This window comes from Mycolicibacterium frederiksbergense (assembly GCF_012223425.1).
GTDB lineage: Bacteria > Actinomycetota > Actinomycetes > Mycobacteriales > Mycobacteriaceae > Mycobacterium > Mycobacterium frederiksbergense.
Window position 1 is genome coordinate 1,898,291 of record NZ_CP038799.1, and the last position, 18,057, is coordinate 1,916,347.

An 18,057-nucleotide genomic window follows, 5' to 3' on the forward strand; every position below is an offset into this window, starting at 1 on the left:
TCTCCTGGTCGGCTTGCGTTATCAGATGGAGGTGTAGGTGCTGGCGGCCGCCGCGTCCTGCGCGACGTAGGTGCCTGCGGCATCGGCCAGGTTGGCCTGGGCGATATCGAGCAGGGCGTTCACCCGGGCCGAGACCTCGATGAAGCGGGCATGTGCGGCCTGGAAGGCGGCCGAGGACTCGCCCATGTGGAAGGCCTGCGAGGCCTGGGCGGCCTGCTCGGCCTGGGCAATCGTGCTGCGCATCAGCGCGGCCTTGGCGCCGAACGCCGACTCGGAGGCGACCAGCTGGGGGATGTGCGCGTCGAGCATGCTCATGGCATTTCCTTTCGGGTGAATCTGTGGGCGTTCCATGGGATCTGGGTTGTCCGGGGTGCGTTCAGTTGAGCTGTCCCCCTCCCGGCGCCGCGGGGTCATCGGGACTCCAGGAGCCCGGCAACATGGGGTCGGTCGGCCCGTTGCCGAACGAATCTCCGGTCAGCTCCGTCATTCCGGCGGCGTCGTCGGTGCCGTCCTTGGTGAGGGCCCCGGTGAAGCCGATCGGTCCGGCACTCGCCTCGGAGGCCGTCACCCGTGGCTCCGGGCGTGGTTCACGCGGTGCCGGATCCTCGTCGTAGTCCATGTATTCGTCGGCATAGACGCGGTCCTTGATCTCGCCGCCCTTCTTGCGACGGCGTTTCCGGCGCTCGGCCGCCGACAGTGCCGCAGCCGAGGCGACGGCCGCCGACGAACCCGACGCGGGTGCCTTGGCGGACGTACTGTCGCGCACGGTCGGGCTGAAACCACCGCCCGGGTGCCCGCCGTAGACGGCGTAGGCCAGCGCCGGCGCGGCGGCCGCGGGTGCGGCGGCCGGTGCGGTCGCGGGTGCCGATGCGGGGGTGCCTGCCGCGGGCGCCGCCGCGGTTGCGGTGCCCGCCGGGGCGACACTGGCCAGCGGCAGATTGGCGTCGGGACGCTGGGCGGCCGGAGTCTCACCGAGATCCAGTGGCGGCAGGTCGTCGAACTTCGGCAACAGTGTCAGCAGACCGAGCATCGCCAACGCGATACCGCCGAGGATCGGGATCAGCAACGGTGAGAGGAACACACCGATCCAGGTGCCCCAGCCGACCGGCTGCAGGATGGCCTGATAGGCGAGCGCGAACAGCATCGGGCCCCAGGTGACCAGTGCCGCTGAGGGATTCGTCGCGAAGTCGATCAGCATCTGGCGCAGGATGCCGAGTGGGTTCTGGAAGAACTCCAGGATGAGGTCACCACCGGGCAGCGACTTGATGTACTGCTCCAGAAACTGCACGATGAAGTTCGAATCATTGAGTGCAGCAGCGGAGTTGATGGCCTGGGCCTGCGCCAGCAGTTGTGTGGACGCCGCACCGGCGCTGCCCGCCTCGCCGACGCCCGGGGTCAGCAGCATGGGCGCGGGCTCCAGCACCGGCGTCGCGGCGACGGTGGCCGCGGACACCGCCTGATAGGTGCTCATCGTGGTGGCGGCCTGGATCCACATCCGGATGTAGTCGGCTTCGGTGACAGCGATCGGGATGGTGTTGATACCGAAGAAGTTCGTCGCCAGCAGCGCACCGTGCAGGGCATGGTTGGCGGCCAACTCGGCGAGTGTCGGCATGGTGACCAGGGCGGTGGTGTACGCCGCCGCCGCAGTCTCGTGCTGGGCCGCGGCGACCGCGCTCTTGGCGCTGGCCTGCGCCAGCCACATCAGATACGGCTGATGGGCAGCGACGTACTGCTCGGAGCTCGGGCCCTCCCAGGCGCCGGCGGCCACACCACCCAGGGTGGCGACCAGTTCGGCTGCCGCGGAGGCATACTCGGCGCTCAGCGACTGCCAGGCTCCCGCGGCGGCCAGCAGCGACCCGGGGCCCGGACCGCTGCTGAGCAGCGCCGAATGAACCTCGGGTGGCAGCGCCATCCAGACGGGAGCGGTCATCTCAGCCGCCGCGCGCGATCAGGTACGTCGAAGCGGCCTGCGCGTCACCGGTGGCGTAGCTGGTGCCGGACTGCGCGACACCCATCCCGGCGCGGCCCAGCTCTTCCACGGCCAGCGCGGCGACCGCGCTGTGCTCGTTGCCGGCGGCACTGAACCCGGCGGCCGTCTGCAAGGACACCGGGTCGGCGGCCGGCGGCACCACGACGTTCACCAGCGGCGCCGCGGCGGCGTGCGCGGCGGCCAGCCGCGCGGTCAGCGCTTCCACCGCCGAACCGGCGGCGGCCAATCCTTCGGGGACCACACGCAGAGTCATCAGCTGTATTCCTTTCCGTTCGTACTGGCAGGTGAAAGTCCTTCGGGCACGAGCGGATTCACCAGTTGGACGTAGGTCGCCTCTTCGCTGTCGCCGAGCAGCATCGCCCGGCCCGCCGGCAGCCTGCTGAAGCGCATGCCGCGGAGTTTGCCTCCGTCGGCCGGGCTGCCCGACAACATCACGGTAGTCGCCTGCAGGTCGTTGAGGCGGCGCAACAACGGCGCGGTCATCACCGCGTGCGCCGATCCACTGGCCCTGGCGGTGACGATGACGCGCAGACCGAGGTCCCCGGCCTCGGCCAACAGCCCCAGCAACGGGCTCCACGGCCGCTGTCCGACATAGGGTCCGCTGACCGCGGGACCATCCGGGATCTGGTCGACGTCATCGATGATCAGATAGTGGGTCTGGCCCTCGAAGCTCCAGCGACGCAGGTCTTCCGAGGACAGCCCGGCCGGCGGGCGGCGCTTCTCGATGAGGGCGGACAGACCCAGCATCGCCGGGGTGATCCGGTCGATGTTCGGCGTGTACTCGTTGTCGGGAAACAGCGGCTCCTCCACCAGGTGCAGCCGCCGGTCGATGACCGTGAACGCCACCTGATCCGCGGTCGAGTTGTCGCGGATGCTGCGGATCAGATGCCGTAGCAGGGTGGTCTTGCCCGACCTGCTGTCGCCGAACACCATCATCAGCGGGTTGCGTGCGAAGTCGATCGCAACCGGACGCAGATCTTCCTCACGCTGCCCGATGACCACCTGTTCCGGGCCCACGTAGATCCGGCCGACGGCGGCCGGGCTGAGCTGGGTGGGCAGCAACCGGATCGCCGGGGCGCGCTCGCCGGGGTGGCGGGCGTTGATCACCGCGATATCGCGCAGGTCCGGCGCGGCGAACAGGAAGTGTTCGGCGGCCATCGTCAGGCCGCGTCCCGGTTGATCGACGGGCACACTGTCGGCCGGCCGGGTCAGCGCGCCGACCACCCGGACATTGCTGTCGTGGGAGTCGTTGAGCTTGAGCTCAAGTCGCAGCCCGAGGCCGTCACGCATGGCCAGCGGCACCTCGAGCCAGTTCGGGGTCGTGATCACGACGTGGATGCCATAGGACAACCCGGCGTTGACCAGCTCGGTGACCCGGGCCAGCAGCGGGTTACGGGTGTTGAAGGTGTCGATGTTGTCGCGGCTGAACGCGTAGAGGTTGTCGATCAGCAGGAAGACTTCGCCGTAGCCGTCCTGGTAGCCGCCCGAGCCCGATCGCGCCCCGGTCTCCTGGCGGGTGCGCAACAGCTGCTCGAGTTCGGCGAAGGTACGCCGGATCAGTTCGGGTTCCAGCGGTGTCGCGACAGCGCCCACGTGGGCCAGGTCGGCGACCGCGCGCAGCTGGCCGCCGCCGTAGTCCAGGCAGTAGAAGCTGACCTCCCCGGGTGCGTGCAACGCCGCGGCCGACAGCATGAACGTCTGCAGCGCAGTCGACTTGCCCGATTTCGGCCCGCCGTGGATCAGCAGGTTGCCCGCCGCGGTGCCGGCGTCGAACACCAGCGCATCGCGGCGCATCTCGAAGGGCTTGTCGATCTCGCCGAGCGGCCAGCGCCATTGCCGTTCACCGATCTGGGTGCGTGCCAGCAGGTCGACGAGCGGGATGGCCTCCTCCAGCGGGGGCAGCCACAGCTGCGGGGCGCGCGGTCCGTAGTTGGCCAGCTGGTCTCCGATGGTGGCGATCAGCTTGCGCGGCGGCGGGACGTCCTCGACCTCACCGGAGAGGATGACGGTGTCCGGTGCCGGCTCCACCCAGCCCGCGGTGAACAGTTGCGGTTCGGGCACCGAATGCACGACCACGGAGTGGCCGGTGCGCGGCGGGTCGTAGATCCCGTCGACGTAGGTGCTGCGGAACTTGATCGGGTTCGCGCCGGGCGCGGGCACCAGGAAACCCTCACCCTTGTGCTCGCGGCCCGACTCGATCTGGAAGGCGTCCTCGGTGCCGATGATCTGACGGCTGATCGACGGACTGGCCACCTTGAGGCCGATGCGGTACGAGGTGTTCTTGTCGATGTCCTTGATACGGCCGACATCCAGCGTCTGCGAGGCGAACAGGATGTGGATGCGGAACGAGCGTCCCTTGCGGGCGACGTAGTCGAACAGCTCCGCGTACTCGGGGTGCTCGGCCAGCATCAGGGTGAATTCGTCGGCCACCACGAACAGCGTCGGGATCGGCGCCAGGTCGTGGCCCGCCGCGATGGCGGCTTCGTACTCGGTGACCGAGTTGAAGGCGCTGCCCTGCACGCTGCGGCCCGCCTCCTTGAGCAGGTGCTCACGCCGGGCAACCTCACCGCGCAGCGTATCTGCGAAACGGTCTGCCAGCGAACGCTTCTCGGCCATGTTCGAGATGACGGCCACGACCTGCGGGAAGTGCCGGAAGATGTCGGCGCCGGCCTCACCCTTGAAGTCGGCGTAGATGACGATCAGCCGCTCCGCGGAGTGCGTGGTGAGCAGCGACAGCAGGATCGACATCAGGGTCTGGGACTTGCCGGAGCCGGTCATACCGATCATCAGGCCATGCGGGCCCATCCCGCCCTCGGCCTCATCCTTGAGGTCGAAGATCAGCGGTTCGCCGGTTGCGGTGACCCCGATGGGAACCCGCAACTCCTCGTCGCGGTGCCGCGGGGCCCACAGTGCGGCCACGTCGAGCGCGGAGGCGTCCGGGATGCCGAACAGGGTGGTGAAGGTCGTGGCGCCGGTGGCCGCCGTGCGAGCCTGCTCCGGGTTGGTGTCCCAGCGGGCCAGCCGGCGCGCCAGATGCGCGGCCTGCGCGCCGGAGAACGCGTCCGCGGTGTCGACGTAGGGCTGCCAGCCCCCGGTCTGCCAGCGCTCGATCCTGCCGTCGGCGATCTTCAGGATGGGCCGCTCCGGATCCGAATACTGCTCGCGGTGCGGCTCTTTGGCCGACCGGTGGATCAGGGTGACCCCCGCTACGCCGGTGCGGCCGACGACGGCGTCGGGATCGGCGTCGGGATCGTCGAGCAGCACCAGCAGGTGCTTGCCCGAGGCCAGTGCGGCGCCGCTGAACGCGTCGCGCTCGTCCAGCACCGGGGCCAGCAGACCGTGCAGGGCGTCTGCGGTGGTGGCCAGGTAGCGGGCCGGACCCACACCGTCGACCTTGCCGGGGACATCGATGTGCGGCAGCCACTTCAGCCAGGACCAGTCCGGTGCCTCCAGGTCCGGGGTGCCCAGCGCCACGCCGAGCACGGCCGGGTCATGCCAGGTGACGGCCTGGGCGACCCAGGCGCGCAGGGCGTCACGGACCTCGTCGGACTCACCGAGCACGGTGATGCGGGAAACCTTGGCGAGATCGATCCCGGTCGGCGCGTTGCGTACCGTGCGGTGCACATCGAGCAGGCCGCGCAGGGTGGTGTGCGCCACCGGTTCCAGGTCGATCTCATCGGCGGCGTCCTTGACCCGCAGTGCCGTGTTCAACGGCACGTCGGTCAGACCGGTCCGCACCACCAGGAAATCACCGTCGCGGGGGTCACGCTCCCACTGCCTGCGGGTGCCGGGCACCGCGGCGAGCAGGTCCGGCTCGGGGTGCGACCACTCCAGCGCCGCCCGCTGATCGGCGGCCTGCGCGCGGACGTTGTCGCGGACCACCGACAGGTAGCGCAGGTAGTCGGCGCGTTCGGCGTCGACCTCCTCGGTGCGCAGCTTGTTGTCGGATCCGCGGTAGAGCGCGGTCGCGGCGAGCAGCAGCACGAACGGGAAGAACAGCATCGTCGGTGAGATCATCCGCATGCCGGTCGCGAACAGCGCCACGATCATGCCCACGATCAGGATGACGATCAGGTAGGGCAGCACCCGGCGCAGCAGCGACGGCGGCACCAGCCGGGGCAGCGACGGCGGCGCCTCGATGGTGATGGTGCCCTTGCGCGCCTCCGGCGCGGGCAGGCGACGGCGAGCCTCGAAGATCAAGCGACTCATCAGTTTTCTCCCTCGCGGCCGGACGCGACCGCGGACGACACGGCATCGTGCGCGACGAGCGCATCAGCCCTGGAAAGGGTGGGACCGGCCGCGAACTGGGCGAGCACCGACCACGGCACCGCCACGGGTGGCGGCGTCAGGCCGAGCGCGGCAACCGTTTTGGCGTCACCGGAGGTGTCCACGCCGTACCGCACGCCGGTATCGCTGACCCAGAAGGCCGATCCGGCCGGTGGCGCGCCGGCGTCGGAGCCGGTTGCCTGCACGAAATAGCCGCTGCCGGGCGCCAGCGCCACGCGGTTGGCGGTCGATCCGCCGCCGGCGCCGACCAGGTCCACGGTCCGCAACCCGTCGGGCAGCGGCAGCGCGGCACCGGAGAGCAGGCTCAGCGAGCTCTCGGTCGCATCGGCGGGCTTGGACCAGTAGGCGCAGGTGACCGGGGCCGGACCGGGCTCGACCAGGCTGACCTCGTCAACCGGGTAGGCGTTGGTGTCGATACCCCCGACGACGGGCAGCTTCGCCACATCGTCGGCGCCCAGGCGCGGCGGCTGCTGCAGCCCATAGGAATTGGAGTTGCGCAGGATCGCGGCCAGCACCGGCGACACCTGCTGCAGGCCGTCGGCGTGCACCGCGAAGTAGCGGATGGTGTTGTCGGCTTCGTAGGCGGCGACGACGGCGCCGACCGGGGCCGGGACGGGCAGCGCGAAGCGTGGCGGCTCACCGGCGCCGGGAAGTGCCGGGGCGACCAGCGGTGCGGACTCCGGGATCGCGTTGAACAGCCCGGGCGCGATCACCCGCGGCGCGGGGATGTCGGCGCCGAGCCCGAGGGCGTCGGTGACGGCACGGTTGCCGAGGTCGATCGGGCTGCGCTTGCCGTTCCACAGCAGCCAGGTGCCCGCATGCACGCCGCCGACGTTCTGCACGAGTACCGCGCGGTCGCCGGGCAGCATGGCGGCCCGCTCCCCCTGCTGATCCGGCGTACCGGCGATCAGGGTGACCCCGGTGGCGCTGCCGGAGACGGCATCGCACACCGTCCAGTTGGCGTCACGGGATGTGTTCTGCACCATGCGTTCCGGGGCACCGGGGATACCGATCAGGTTGCCGCGGGAGAATTTGTCGATCTCGCTGCTCTTGACCGTGGTCGGGTTGTCGGCCTGACCGGCGATCAGCCGGGCCGAGGTGAGGTTGAGCGCAGGGTGCACCACGTCGCCGATGCGCACATACAGTGCGGAGGTGTCGCGGTCGGCCAGGATGGTCGAGCTTCCCGCGTCACCGCCGGGGCGGATCAGGGAGAACACGAAGCAGCCCGCGACGACCGTGACCGAGACCAGGGCGCCGACGAGCACTGCGCGGTTCTGGGTGCGCAGCGGGTCGACGAGCATCCTGGTGTCGTGCAGTGCCACGCCGGATGCGATGCGGCGCATGACGAATCGCCAACCCGACACCTGGTGGCGGGTGACGAAGCCGCGCCGGTACACGACGCGTTCGGGGTTCTCGTTGACCGGTGTGCGCGAGGTGAATTCGCGGCGGTCCTCGGGCGTCTCACTCATTTCTGCGGCACCGACAGTCCGAGACCACGCAGCAGTGGGGCCGCCGAGCGGCTCACGTCTTCAGCGGTGATCGCCATCAGTTCTTCGTCGGTGAAGTCGTCGGAATCTGAGTGGTCCAATCGGTATTCGCGTTCCTCTTCGGAACGCTCGACGAGGTTTCGGACGAATCGGCCGTTACCGGCGATGTCGAGGCTGCGCCGCGCGGTGCCGGTGGCATCCGGGGTGGTACTGGCGGCCAGATGGGCGAACAGCGTCTCCATCTCGTCGTGGGCGACCTGTTCGAAGATGCTGTCCCGCTTCTCGGCCATCCGGGTCGCCATCTCGACGAGTTCCGGTGCGCTGTAGGACGGGAAGTCGATGCTGCGGGTGAAGCGGGACCGCAGACCCTCGTTGGTGTCCAGGAAGCGGTCGAGGTCGGCGCGATAGCCTGCGACGATGACGACCAACCGGTCGCGGTCGTTCTCCATCCTGGCCAGCAGGGTGTCGATGGCGACGAGGCCGAAATCGTTCTTGGCGCCGGTGGACACCAGGGCGTACGCCTCATCGAGGAACAGCACGCCGTCCAGCGCGCTGTCGATGATGGCGTTCGTCTTGGCTTCGGTCTCGCCGATGTGCTGGCCGATGAGGTCGGCGCGGTGCACCTCGCGCACCGTCTCCTTCTTCAGCAGGCCGAGCCCACAGTAGATCTTGGCAACCACCCGGGCAATGGTGGTCTTACCGGTTCCCGGCGGACCGGCGAAGACCAGATGGTTGGTGCGCTGCGCCACGGCCAGCCCGCGTTCCTGACGCCGGATCGACATCGCCACCGAGCTTTTCAGACGCGCCACCTGATACTTGACCTCTTCGAGGCCGATGAACTCGGCCAGTTCGGCCTCGGCTTCGATCAGCAGGTGCGCCTTGCGTTCCTTGGCACCCGGGTCGACGAAATCGGACTCACCCGGTTCGGTCGCGGGATCCCATGGATTGCTGCGTGCCTCGATCCGCGCGGCGGTGGTGGTGTCCAGCCCGAATGACTTGTCCGACAACGCCTCTTGGACTCCGACGTGCTCCGGGTTGGCGGCGTACAGTTCGGCCAGCACGTCAGCGGCCTCGTCGTCTTCGCCTTGCGCCCGCAGGCACAGACCCTTCACCAGACCACCGTCGACCGCGGCGACCGCGACCGGACCTTCCGGATTCTCCAGGTGCGACAGCGCGGGAGCGAACATGGCGAGGTTGGCCAGCGCGAGGGCAAGGGTCACCCTGGCCGCGTGGGCGTAGTGCTCGTCGAGTTCGGGATCGTTGACGACCGGAGTGAGGGTGCGCACCACATCCGACCAGCGCCGGCTGCGGTGATAGAGCGCGACCCGGACCCAGCGCGCCTGCAGCCAGGACGGACGACGTGCGATCAGTTCCTCGACAAGCTGGTCGGCGTCGGCGAACTCCCCGGCCTCGCCGAGCGTGGCCGCGTACGCCAGCGCGATATCGTCGCGGCTGGTCGCCCGGAACTGCAGGTACAGCCCGGTGTCGTAGGTGAACCCGAGATCCTCGGCGCCCAGCTCGATTTCGCGGGTGAGCGCGCCAAAGGTGCCCTGGGTGCGCCAGATGGTGGCGATGACACGTGCGGAGTTCTCGCCGGCACCGGCGGCGGCCAGGCCGATCCAGGCGTCGCACTGTTCGCGGGCGATTCGGGTCAGCTCGGTGAATCCCGACCGCGCCGCGGCCAGGTCCGCGGGCCGCTGCCGGTCGTTGACCGACAGGCCCAGCGACCGACAACAGGTCGCAAACCTGTTCACCACGTCGCGATCGACGCGTGTTCCCCCTACGCTCGAGGTGAGCGTGTCACTGACCGTATCCATATGTCATTCGCAAAGAAGCGCACGCCCCCCTGCCGTCTCCTTAAGTATGCCTAGGCTAACTCCGCAGAAGTTAGCATTGCATTAACTAACCTGTCGAGACGTTCGGGCACCACCGGGAGCGTGACGGCCGTCACCGGACGGCACCCATCCACCGGCCCGACGGGTTACCGGTGCCCGGCGGGATTGACCTCGATCAACGAGGTTTTCAGCAAATTCACCCCGGAAAGGGTCAGACCAGTGGACGACCGGTGCGGATGCGCCAGTCCAGATCCTTGAGCAACACGTTGAACGGGAACTGCCGTAGCGCGCCGGGGATCACGTTGTTGACCACCCGCAGCGCATCCATCAGCCGGTCGAAGCGACGCTGACGCTGCGGATCCCAGGGCAGCCGCATCTCGTCGCGGAACCGTTGGGGCAGGAAGCCGGTGGTGATCAGTCCGGCGGTGTCCTCGTGCAGTCGTTGCAGGGGGCCGGGTAACCGCAGGCCGCGCAGCCGGCCCACCGCGATCGGGAACAGATATTCGCGGATGGTGTCGTCGATGTGCACCTTGTCCAGCTGTTCGGTCCAGTACGCGTCGAAGGCGGCGCGGTCGGCCGGCCACATCTCGGCGGGCACCTGCAGCGTGGTGCCCAGGGTCATTCCGTCCCGATAGTGGCGGTCCGCCGTTTCCTGGTCCATTTCCCCGACGAACATCCGCTGGATGTCGACCGAACCCTTGTACAGGCAGGCGGCCACCCACATCTGCAGGTCCTTGTCGAAGGCGTTGTATTGCACCGGGCTCTCCGGCGTGGACCGCACCTGAGCGTGGGCGGTGTTCACCGCACGCCGGAACGCGGCCTTCTGTTGGTCGGTGCCCCGGCCCGCGACGGCCAGGTAGGTGAAGGTGGTGCGGGCGCGCTTGACGGGATGCCGGTCGACGCGGCCGCTCTCGACCGTGCTCTCCTGCACGCCGTAGCCCACACCGGGTCGGGCGAGTTGCATGACCACGTTCGCCGGGCCGGCCAACAGTGCGACACCCATCAGCCCGTCGTCGACGGTGGCGCCCCAGCGTCGGCGGCGGGCCGGCATGCGGACGGTCTGACTGATGGGACGTTCGGTGATCGTCATGGACACCTCTGATGAAAGTGAGAACGAATGTTTCCTGATATTGCCGAACGCGATGGACAGGTGTCAAGATGGATCTCGTGACTCAGGTCCGGCCCTACCGTGGCGTTGCGGCGCCGCAGCGATTGGCCGAGCGGCGCCGCCGCTTCCTGGACGCCGGACTGGATCTGCTCGGCCAGACCTATGACGAACTCACGGTCCGTGCCATCTGCCGACAGTCCGGTATTGCCACCCGGCACTTCTATGAGGCGTTCGCCGACAAGGACGAGTTCGTCGCGGCGGTTTTCGACTCCGTGATCGGCGAGATCGCCGGCACCACTCAGGCGGCGGTCGCGGCCGTCGCGCCACCGGAACAGAACCGGGCGGGCATCACCAATCTGGTGCGGATCATCGGCGATGACGCGCGGATCGGACGGCTGCTGTTCGACCCACAACTGTCCAACGCCATCCTGGTCCGCAAACGGGCCGAGTTGGGTGGGTTCTTCGCCGTGCTGGCCGGCCAGCATGCACAGACCGTGCTGGGCCAGGAGGACAGCCACGAGATCAAGGCGATCGCGCACTTCATCGTCGGCGGTGTCAACCAGACCATCCACGGGTGGCTCACGGGCGCCATCGCGCTGACCCGCGACGAGTTGATCGAACTGCTGACCGCCTTGCTGAATACCTTTCCCGACCCGCGGCGGGCTGGGGTACCTCCCGCTAGCGGGGAGAGCGTAGCGCCCCGGGGAATCGGCCGGCGGGTCGGAGCGTAGCGAACCGCCGGAGTCAGACCACTGCGCGCGGTCGGCGGTCGGCGGCGGTCTTGGGCACGGTGGTGGTGTCGGCCTCGGTGAATTCCTTGATCCAGCAGGCGAACTCCAGGGTGATGCCATCCGGATCCTGGAAATAGAAGGAGCGGACGTACACACCCGGATGCAGGGTCCGCGAGGCCTGCCATTCGCTTTCGTCGTGGTTGAGCACCGGCCCGACGCGCACGCCCTTGGCCTTCAGCTTTTCGCGGTACTCGTCGAACTTCTCGGCGGGCACGTGGAAGGCGAGGTGGTTCATGGTGGTCACCGCGCTGGTGATCTCCCCGAGGCCGGGCAGCGCGACCGGTGCGGAGATGCCGGGAATGCCGTCCGGGGCGTCGGTGAACCAGAAGAAGGCGACGCAATCGCCGTTGCCCGCGTCGAAGAAGAAGTGCTGCCCCATCCCACCCGGTAGATCGAGCGATTTGATCAGCGGCATACCGAGCACGCCGGAGTAGAAGTCGACGGTGCGCTGCATGTCCGAGCACACGAGTGCGACGTGGTTGATGCCTCCGAGGGTGAACTCGGAGTTGGGGTTGTCGGGCTTGATCATGGCGGCTCCTGGGGCGAGCGAAGCGACGGGGAAGGCGCTCCTGGGGCGAGCGAAGCGACGGGGAAAAGGGGTTAGCCTCTGGCGCAGATCCGAATCTGAATCTAACATCAGATTCAGATTCGATCAACGAACTCCAGGGAAAGGGTTCCGTGACCGCACGGGTAGAGCTGCCCACCGCACGCGGGCGCCAGACACAGGCAGCAATCGATGCTGCGGCGCGAACGGTGATCGCGCGCAAGGGGATTCTGGCCACCACCATTGCCGATATCGCCGCCGAGGCGGGCCGATCCACCGCGTCGTACTACAACTACTACGACTCCAAGGAGGCGATGGTCCGCGAGTGGGCCGTCCGTTTCCGTGACGAGGCGCGCGAACGCGCCATGGCCGCCGCCGAACCCGGCCTGACCGACGCCGAGCGTGCGCATGCCGCCGCCGCCGCCCATTGGAACACCTACCGGCACCGGCTCGCCGAGATCATCGCGGTCTCGCAACTGGCGACGGTCAGCGACGATTTCGCGCAGTACTGGACCGATATCTGCGCCCTGCCGATCGCCCTGATCACCAGGATGGTCCAGCAGGCCCAGCGCAACGGCTGCTGCGCCGGAGATGACGCGCACCTCATCGCCGTCGCCCTGGTGTCCATGCTGAACCAGTTCTGCTACACCCAACTCTCGGGCACCGGGGCACAGACCGCCGACGACGACGCCTGCGTCGCCACCCTGGCCGCGATCTTTCACCGCACGATCTACCACAAGGAGACAGCGCAGCCATGACGACGAAGGGCCCGACGCCGGGGGTGACCCGGGAATTCGTCGGCATGGACTCCCCGACCGCGCGCCGCGCAGGCGCCGGCGGACACCCGTGCCAGGGTCTCTACCATCGCGGGGTCGGCCGCAAACCCAAGGTCGCGGTGATCGCGACGCACTATCAGATCGATTTCTCCGAGCACTATCTCGCCGACTACCTGGCGACCCGCGGGATCGGATTCCTGGGCTGGAATACCCGATTCCGGGGTTTCGAGAGCACCTTCCTGCTGGACCACGCACTCGTCGACATCGGCGTCGGCGTCCGTTGGTTGCGCGAGGTCCAGGGCATCGAAACCGTGGTGCTGCTGGGCAATTCCGGGGGTGGCTCGCTGATGGCGGCGTATCAGGCCCAGGCCGTACACCACCACGTCACCCCGCTCGACGGGATGCGGCCGGCGGCCGGTCTCACCGACCTGCCCCCGGCCGACGGCTACGTGGCCAGCGCCGCTCACCCCGGCAGGCCAGACGTCCTCACCGCGTGGATGGACGCGTCGGTCACCGACGAGAACGATGCGCTGGCCACCGATCCCGACCTCGATCTGTTCGACGAACGCAACCGCCGCCCATACGCGAGCGACTTCATCGCCCGCTACCGCGCCGCGCAGATCGCCCGCAACGAGGCCATCACCGACTGGGCGGAGGCCGAACTCAGACGCGTGAAAGCCGCCGGGTTCTCCGACCGGCCGTTCACCGTGCTGCGCACCTGGGCGGATCCGCGGATGGTCGATCCCACCCTGGAACCGACGAAACGCCAGCCCAACATGTGTTACGCCGGGCCGCCGGTCAAGGCCAACCGGTCGGCCTACGGCATCGCGGCCGCGTGCACGTTGCGCAACTGGATAGGGATGTGGAGCCTGCGCCACGCCCAGACCCGCGCCGAACCGCACCTGGCGCTGATCGACTGCCCGGCCCTGGTCATCAACGCCGATCAGGACACCGGCGTCTTCCCCTCGGACGCCCGGCGCATCCATGACGCCCTGGGCAGCGCGGACAAGGCGCAGGTGTCGATCGACACCGACCACTACTTCACCACCCCGGGAGCCCGCAGCGAGCAGGCCGATACCATCGCCAAGTGGATCGCGAAACGGTGGCGCTGAAAGTCCTCGCACATTTCACCCCCGGTCGACGGGTACTCGATTTCGTTGCCGCAGAATCGGATTGGCTCGACGTCCGGTGGTGTGCGGAGGACGATGACGCCACCCTGCGCCGCGAGCTTCCCGGTGCCGACGTGATCTGGCACGTGCTACGCCCCTTGTCGGCCGCCGATCTGGAACTCGCCGCGAACTGCCGGCTGGTGCACAAGCTGGGCGCCGGGGTGAACACCATCGACGTCGACGCGGCGACACGCTGCGGCATCGCGGTCGCGAACATGCCCGGCGCGAATGCCCCGTCGGTCACCGAGGGCACCCTGCTGCTGATGCTCGCCGCGCTGCGCCGGTTGCCCGTCCTGGACCGCGCCACCCGCGAGGGCCGCGGCTGGCCGTCGGATCCGGGCCTCGGCGAGACGGTCCGCGATATCGGCGGGTGCACCGTCGGGTTGGTCGGCTACGGCAACATCGCCAAACAGGTCGAGGCGGTGCTGAAGACGCTCGGCGCGCGGGTACTGCACACCAGCACCCGCGACGACGGCCACCCCGACTGGCGGCCGTTGCCGGCCCTGCTCACCGAGAGCGACATCGTCTCGCTGCATCTGCCGTTGACATCGGCGACCCGGCACCTGATCGACGAGGCCGCGCTGGCGCTGATGAAACCCGATGCCGTGCTCGTCAACACCGCGCGCGGGCCGATCGTCGACGAAGCAGCACTGGCCGCCGCACTGCGGGAGGGCCGACTGGCCGCCGCCGGGCTGGACGTCTTCGCCGCCGAACCCGTCGAGCCCGCCAATCCGCTGCTCGGCCTGGACAACGTGGTGCTGACGCCGCACGTCACCTGGTACACGGTTGACACCATGCGCCGCTATCTGGAGGTCGCGGTGGACAACTGCCGCCGGCTGCGGGACGGCCGGGAGTTGGCCAACGTGGTAAACCAAGTCAGCTAGGCCACTGGTGTGGCCCCTGTCACCGCGGGGTACCCTCGGTACCCAACCGACCGGTTAATAGGGAAGTTGCCCCATGGAGGTTAAGCGTGCCCATCGCGATCAACTCTGAACACAATGACCTGGCCGATTCGGTCAAGTCACTGGTAGCCAAAGTCGCCCCGTCAGATGTCCTGCACGAGGCCCTGGAGACACCGATCTCCAATCCCCCGCCGTATTGGAAGGCCGCCGCCGAGCAGGGCCTGCAGGGCGTGCACCTGTCCGAGGCCGTCGGCGGGCAGGGTTTCGGCATTCTGGAACTGGCCATCACACTGGCCGAGTTCGGCTACGGCGCGGTGCCGGGACCGTTCGTTCCGTCGGCCATCGCCGGCGCGCTCATCTCCGCGCACGACGCCGAATCGCCTCTGCTGGGCGGCCTCGCGTCCGGTGACACCATCGCCGCCTACGCGATCGACTCCGGCCTGACCGCTACCCGCCAGGGCGACAAGCTCGTCATCCGCGGCGAGGTGCGGGCCGTACCGGCCGCCGCGCAGGCATCCCTGCTGGTGCTGCCGGTGTCGATCGAGAGCAGCGAGGAGTGGGTGGCGCTGGACGCCGACGCGCTCGAGATCGAAGACGTCAAGAGTCTCGATCCGCTTCGCCCGCTCGCGCATGTGCGGGCCAACGCTGTCGAGGTCGCCACCGACCGGGTGCTGTCCAACCTCAGCCGCGACCATGCCAAGGCGCTCATCAGCACGCTGCTGTCGGCCGAATGCGTCGGCGTCGCCCGCTGGGCCACCAACACCGCGACCGAGTACGCCAAGATCCGCGAGCAGTTCGGCCGACCCATCGGGCAGTTCCAGGCCATCAAGCACAAGTGCGCCGGCATGATCGCCGAGACCGAGCGCGCCACCGCCGCGGTGTGGGACGCCGCCCGGGCGATCGACGAATTCCACGGCGGCAGTGAAGATTCGAAGTACGCCTTCGCCGCCGCGGTCGCGGGCACGCTGGCCCCGGAAGCCGCTCAGCACACCGCCCAGGAATGCATCCAGGTACACGGCGGCATCGGCTTCACCTGGGAGCATGACACGAACGTCTATTACCGGCGGGCCCTGGTGCTGGCCGCCTCGTTCGGGCGGGCCGCCGATTACCCGCAGCGGGTCGTCGACACCTCGACCGCCAACGGTCTGCGCAAGCTGGACATCGACCTGGACCCCGACACCGAGAAGGTCCGCGAAGAGATCCGCGCCGAGGTGGCCGGCCTGAAAGCGATTGCGCGCGAAGAGCGCAACGCGGCCATCGCCGAGGGCGGCTGGGTGCAGCCGCACCTGCCCAAGCCGTGGGGCCGCAATGCCGCACCGATCGAGCAGATCATCATCTCGCAGGAGTTCTCCAGCGGGCGGGTGGCGCGGCCACAGATGGGTATCGCGGCCTGGATCATCCCGTCCATCGTCGCCTACGGCACCGATGAGCAGCAGCAGCAGTTCCTGCCGCCGACCTTCCGTGGCGAGATGATCTGGTGCCAGCTGTTTTCCGAGCCCGGCGCCGGCTCCGACCTGGCCAGCCTGACCACCAAGGCCACCAAGGTCGACGGCGGATGGCGCATCACCGGCCAGAAGATCTGGACCACCGGCGCGCAGTTCTCGCAGTGGGGTGCGCTGCTGGCCCGGACGGACCCGTCCGCACCGAAACACAATGGCATCACCTATTTTCTGATCGACATGAAATCGCCCGGCGTCGAGGTGAAGCCGCTGCGTGAGCTCACCGGTGACGCCATGTTCAACACGGTGTTCATCGACGATGTCTTCGTGCCGGATTCGATGGTGCTCGGCGAGGTGGACCGCGGCTGGGAGGTCAGCCGCAACACCCTGACCAACGAGCGGGTGTCGATCGGCAGCGCCGAACCGCCATTCCTGGCCAGCCTGGACCAGTTCGTGGAGTTCGTGCGCGACGGTCAGTTCGATCAGATCGAGCAGAACCATGCGGGCAAGCTGATCGCCGAGGGGTACGCGGCCAAGGTGCTCAACCTGCGCTCGACTCTGCTCACGCTGGCCGGTGGCGATCCGATGCCTGCCGCAGCGATCTCCAAGCTGCTGTCCATGAAGACCGGCCAGGGCTATGCCGAGTTCGGGGTTTCCTCGTTCGGCACCGACGGCGCGATCGGGGACAAGGAGCAGGATCCGGGCAAGTGGGCGGAGCGGCTGCTGTTCAGCCGGGCCACCACGATCTACGGCGGCACCACCGAGGTACAGCTCAACATCATCGCCGAGCGACTGCTGGGCCTGCCGCGGGACCCGTAACCCCCTGCGCGAGCAGACACATATGGCCCCCACATCACGTGATGTGGGGGCCATATGTTGGGGGCACCTCCCGCTCGCGGGAAGTAGGTCAGGGCAGGATGGCGTCCACGTATCCGCCGTCGACGCGTAGTGCACCACCGGTGGTCGCCGACGCCAGCGGCGAGGCCAGGTAGGTGACCATGTTGGCGATCTCCTCCGGCTCGATCAGCCGCTGGATCAGCGACTGGGGCCGGTGCTTGATCATGAACTCGCGCTGGGCCTGCTCCCACGGCAGGTCCTTGTCCACCAACTGATAGACGAAGTCCTCCACACCCGCGGTGTGGGTGGGCCCGGCGATCACCGAGTTGACCGTCACGCCGGTACCGGCGGCATCCTTGGCGAACCCGCGCGTCACCGCGAGCAGTGCGGTCTTGGACACCCCGTAGTGGATCATCTCGGCCGGGGTGACGATCGCCGAGTCGCTGGCGATCTGAATGGCTCTGCCCCAACCTTTTTCGGTCATCGACGGCAGGTAGGCGCGGATCAACCGGACCGCCGAGAGCACGTTGACGTCGAAGTAGCGCCGCCACTGCTCGTCGCTGACCTCGCGGGCCGGGACCGCCTCGAAGATACCGAGGTTGTTCACCAGCACATCGACGTCCGGGAACTTCTCGACGACGGCGTCCGCGCCGGCGGCGTCGGCCACGTCGGTGGCAATCCCGACGGCATCGCCACCGATGGTGGCCACCGCCTCATCGACCCGGGCCTGGGTGCGGCCGTTGACGATGACCCGCGCGCCGGCCGAAGCCAGCCCGCGTGCGATGGCCAGGCCGATGCCCTGGGTGGAGCCGGTGACGAGCGCGGTCTTGCCGGCGAGATCGATGTTCACGAGGTAGTACTACCCCTGCGGCGCAGCGGATATTCCGCGCCG

At 68.5% G+C, this 18,057-nt stretch carries 14 protein-coding genes; 5 read left to right on the forward strand and 9 right to left on the reverse strand.

The genetic code is table 11. The annotated features are described in order from the left end of the window. Positions 1-21 precede the first annotated feature (21 nt). The 7 genes from EXE63_RS12170 to EXE63_RS12200 all read right to left on the reverse strand — a co-directional run bounded on the left by EXE63_RS12170 (position 22) and on the right by EXE63_RS12200 (position 10,689). Positions 22-315, reverse strand: coding sequence for a type VII secretion protein EsxS (locus EXE63_RS12170; protein WP_105362393.1), 294 nt, complete (start codon positions 313-315; stop codon positions 22-24). Between the two features lie 61 nt (positions 316-376). Continuing rightward, positions 377-1,930: a PPE family protein gene (locus EXE63_RS12175; protein WP_168142176.1), complete on the reverse strand. Its 1,554-nt coding sequence runs from the start codon at positions 1,928-1,930 to the stop codon at positions 377-379. Position 1,931: 1 nt separating this feature from the next. Then, positions 1,932-2,243: a PE family protein gene (locus tag EXE63_RS12180; RefSeq protein WP_105362395.1), complete on the reverse strand. Its 312-nt coding sequence runs from the start codon at positions 2,241-2,243 to the stop codon at positions 1,932-1,934. Further along, a complete protein-coding gene (eccCa, locus tag EXE63_RS12185; RefSeq protein WP_168142177.1) occupies positions 2,243-6,199 on the reverse strand; it encodes a type VII secretion protein EccCa in 3,957 nt (1,318 codons plus the stop codon). Before eccCa ends, EXE63_RS12180 begins: the two co-directional genes overlap by 1 nt. Continuing rightward, the gene (eccB, locus tag EXE63_RS12190; protein WP_168142178.1) at positions 6,199-7,746 is read right to left on the reverse strand and encodes a type VII secretion protein EccB; all 1,548 of its coding nucleotides are present in this window, start codon (positions 7,744-7,746) and stop codon (positions 6,199-6,201) included. Before eccB ends, eccCa begins: the two co-directional genes overlap by 1 nt. Next, positions 7,743-9,581 (reverse strand): type VII secretion AAA-ATPase EccA, encoded by a 1,839-nt coding sequence (eccA, locus tag EXE63_RS12195; RefSeq protein ID WP_168142179.1) that lies wholly within the window; start codon positions 9,579-9,581, stop codon positions 7,743-7,745. The genes eccB and eccA overlap by 4 nt, the downstream gene beginning before the upstream one ends. A gap of 229 nt (positions 9,582-9,810) precedes the next feature. Beyond that, on the reverse strand, positions 9,811-10,689 hold the full coding sequence (locus EXE63_RS12200; RefSeq protein WP_168142180.1) for an oxygenase MpaB family protein: 879 nt from the start codon (positions 10,687-10,689) through the stop codon (positions 9,811-9,813). Between the two features lie 68 nt (positions 10,690-10,757). On the opposite strand from EXE63_RS12200, the gene EXE63_RS12205 reads away from it, so the two are divergent. After that, positions 10,758-11,438, forward strand: a complete 681-nt coding sequence (locus EXE63_RS12205) for a TetR/AcrR family transcriptional regulator (protein ID WP_168142181.1) — start codon at positions 10,758-10,760, stop codon at positions 11,436-11,438. 13 nt (positions 11,439-11,451) lie between these two features. Here the strand turns inward: EXE63_RS12205 and EXE63_RS12210 are convergent, their stop codons facing one another. Further along, on the reverse strand, positions 11,452-12,027 hold the full coding sequence (locus tag EXE63_RS12210; protein WP_168142182.1) for a VOC family protein: 576 nt from the start codon (positions 12,025-12,027) through the stop codon (positions 11,452-11,454). A 149-nt stretch (positions 12,028-12,176) separates the two neighbouring features. Between EXE63_RS12210 and EXE63_RS12215 the strand changes: the two genes are divergently transcribed. The 4 genes from EXE63_RS12215 to EXE63_RS12230 all read left to right on the forward strand — a co-directional run bounded on the left by EXE63_RS12215 (position 12,177) and on the right by EXE63_RS12230 (position 17,147). Then, the gene (locus tag EXE63_RS12215) at positions 12,177-12,800 is read left to right on the forward strand and encodes a TetR/AcrR family transcriptional regulator (RefSeq protein ID WP_210000474.1); all 624 of its coding nucleotides are present in this window, start codon (positions 12,177-12,179) and stop codon (positions 12,798-12,800) included. Next, the gene (locus EXE63_RS12220; RefSeq protein WP_168142183.1) at positions 12,797-13,930 is read left to right on the forward strand and encodes an alpha/beta hydrolase; all 1,134 of its coding nucleotides are present in this window, start codon (positions 12,797-12,799) and stop codon (positions 13,928-13,930) included. Before EXE63_RS12215 ends, EXE63_RS12220 begins: the two co-directional genes overlap by 4 nt. Beyond that, positions 13,906-14,871 (forward strand): 2-hydroxyacid dehydrogenase, encoded by a 966-nt coding sequence (locus EXE63_RS12225; RefSeq protein ID WP_234904464.1) that lies wholly within the window; start codon positions 13,906-13,908, stop codon positions 14,869-14,871. The genes EXE63_RS12220 and EXE63_RS12225 overlap by 25 nt, the downstream gene beginning before the upstream one ends. 86 nt (positions 14,872-14,957) lie before the next feature. Beyond that, positions 14,958-17,147, forward strand: a complete 2,190-nt coding sequence (locus EXE63_RS12230) for an acyl-CoA dehydrogenase family protein (protein ID WP_168142184.1) — start codon at positions 14,958-14,960, stop codon at positions 17,145-17,147. Positions 17,148-17,235: 88 nt separating this feature from the next. On the opposite strand, the gene EXE63_RS12235 is transcribed toward EXE63_RS12230, so the two are convergent. Continuing rightward, the gene (locus EXE63_RS12235) at positions 17,236-18,015 is read right to left on the reverse strand and encodes an SDR family NAD(P)-dependent oxidoreductase (RefSeq protein ID WP_168142185.1); all 780 of its coding nucleotides are present in this window, start codon (positions 18,013-18,015) and stop codon (positions 17,236-17,238) included. Between the last annotated feature and the right edge of the window lie 42 nt (positions 18,016-18,057).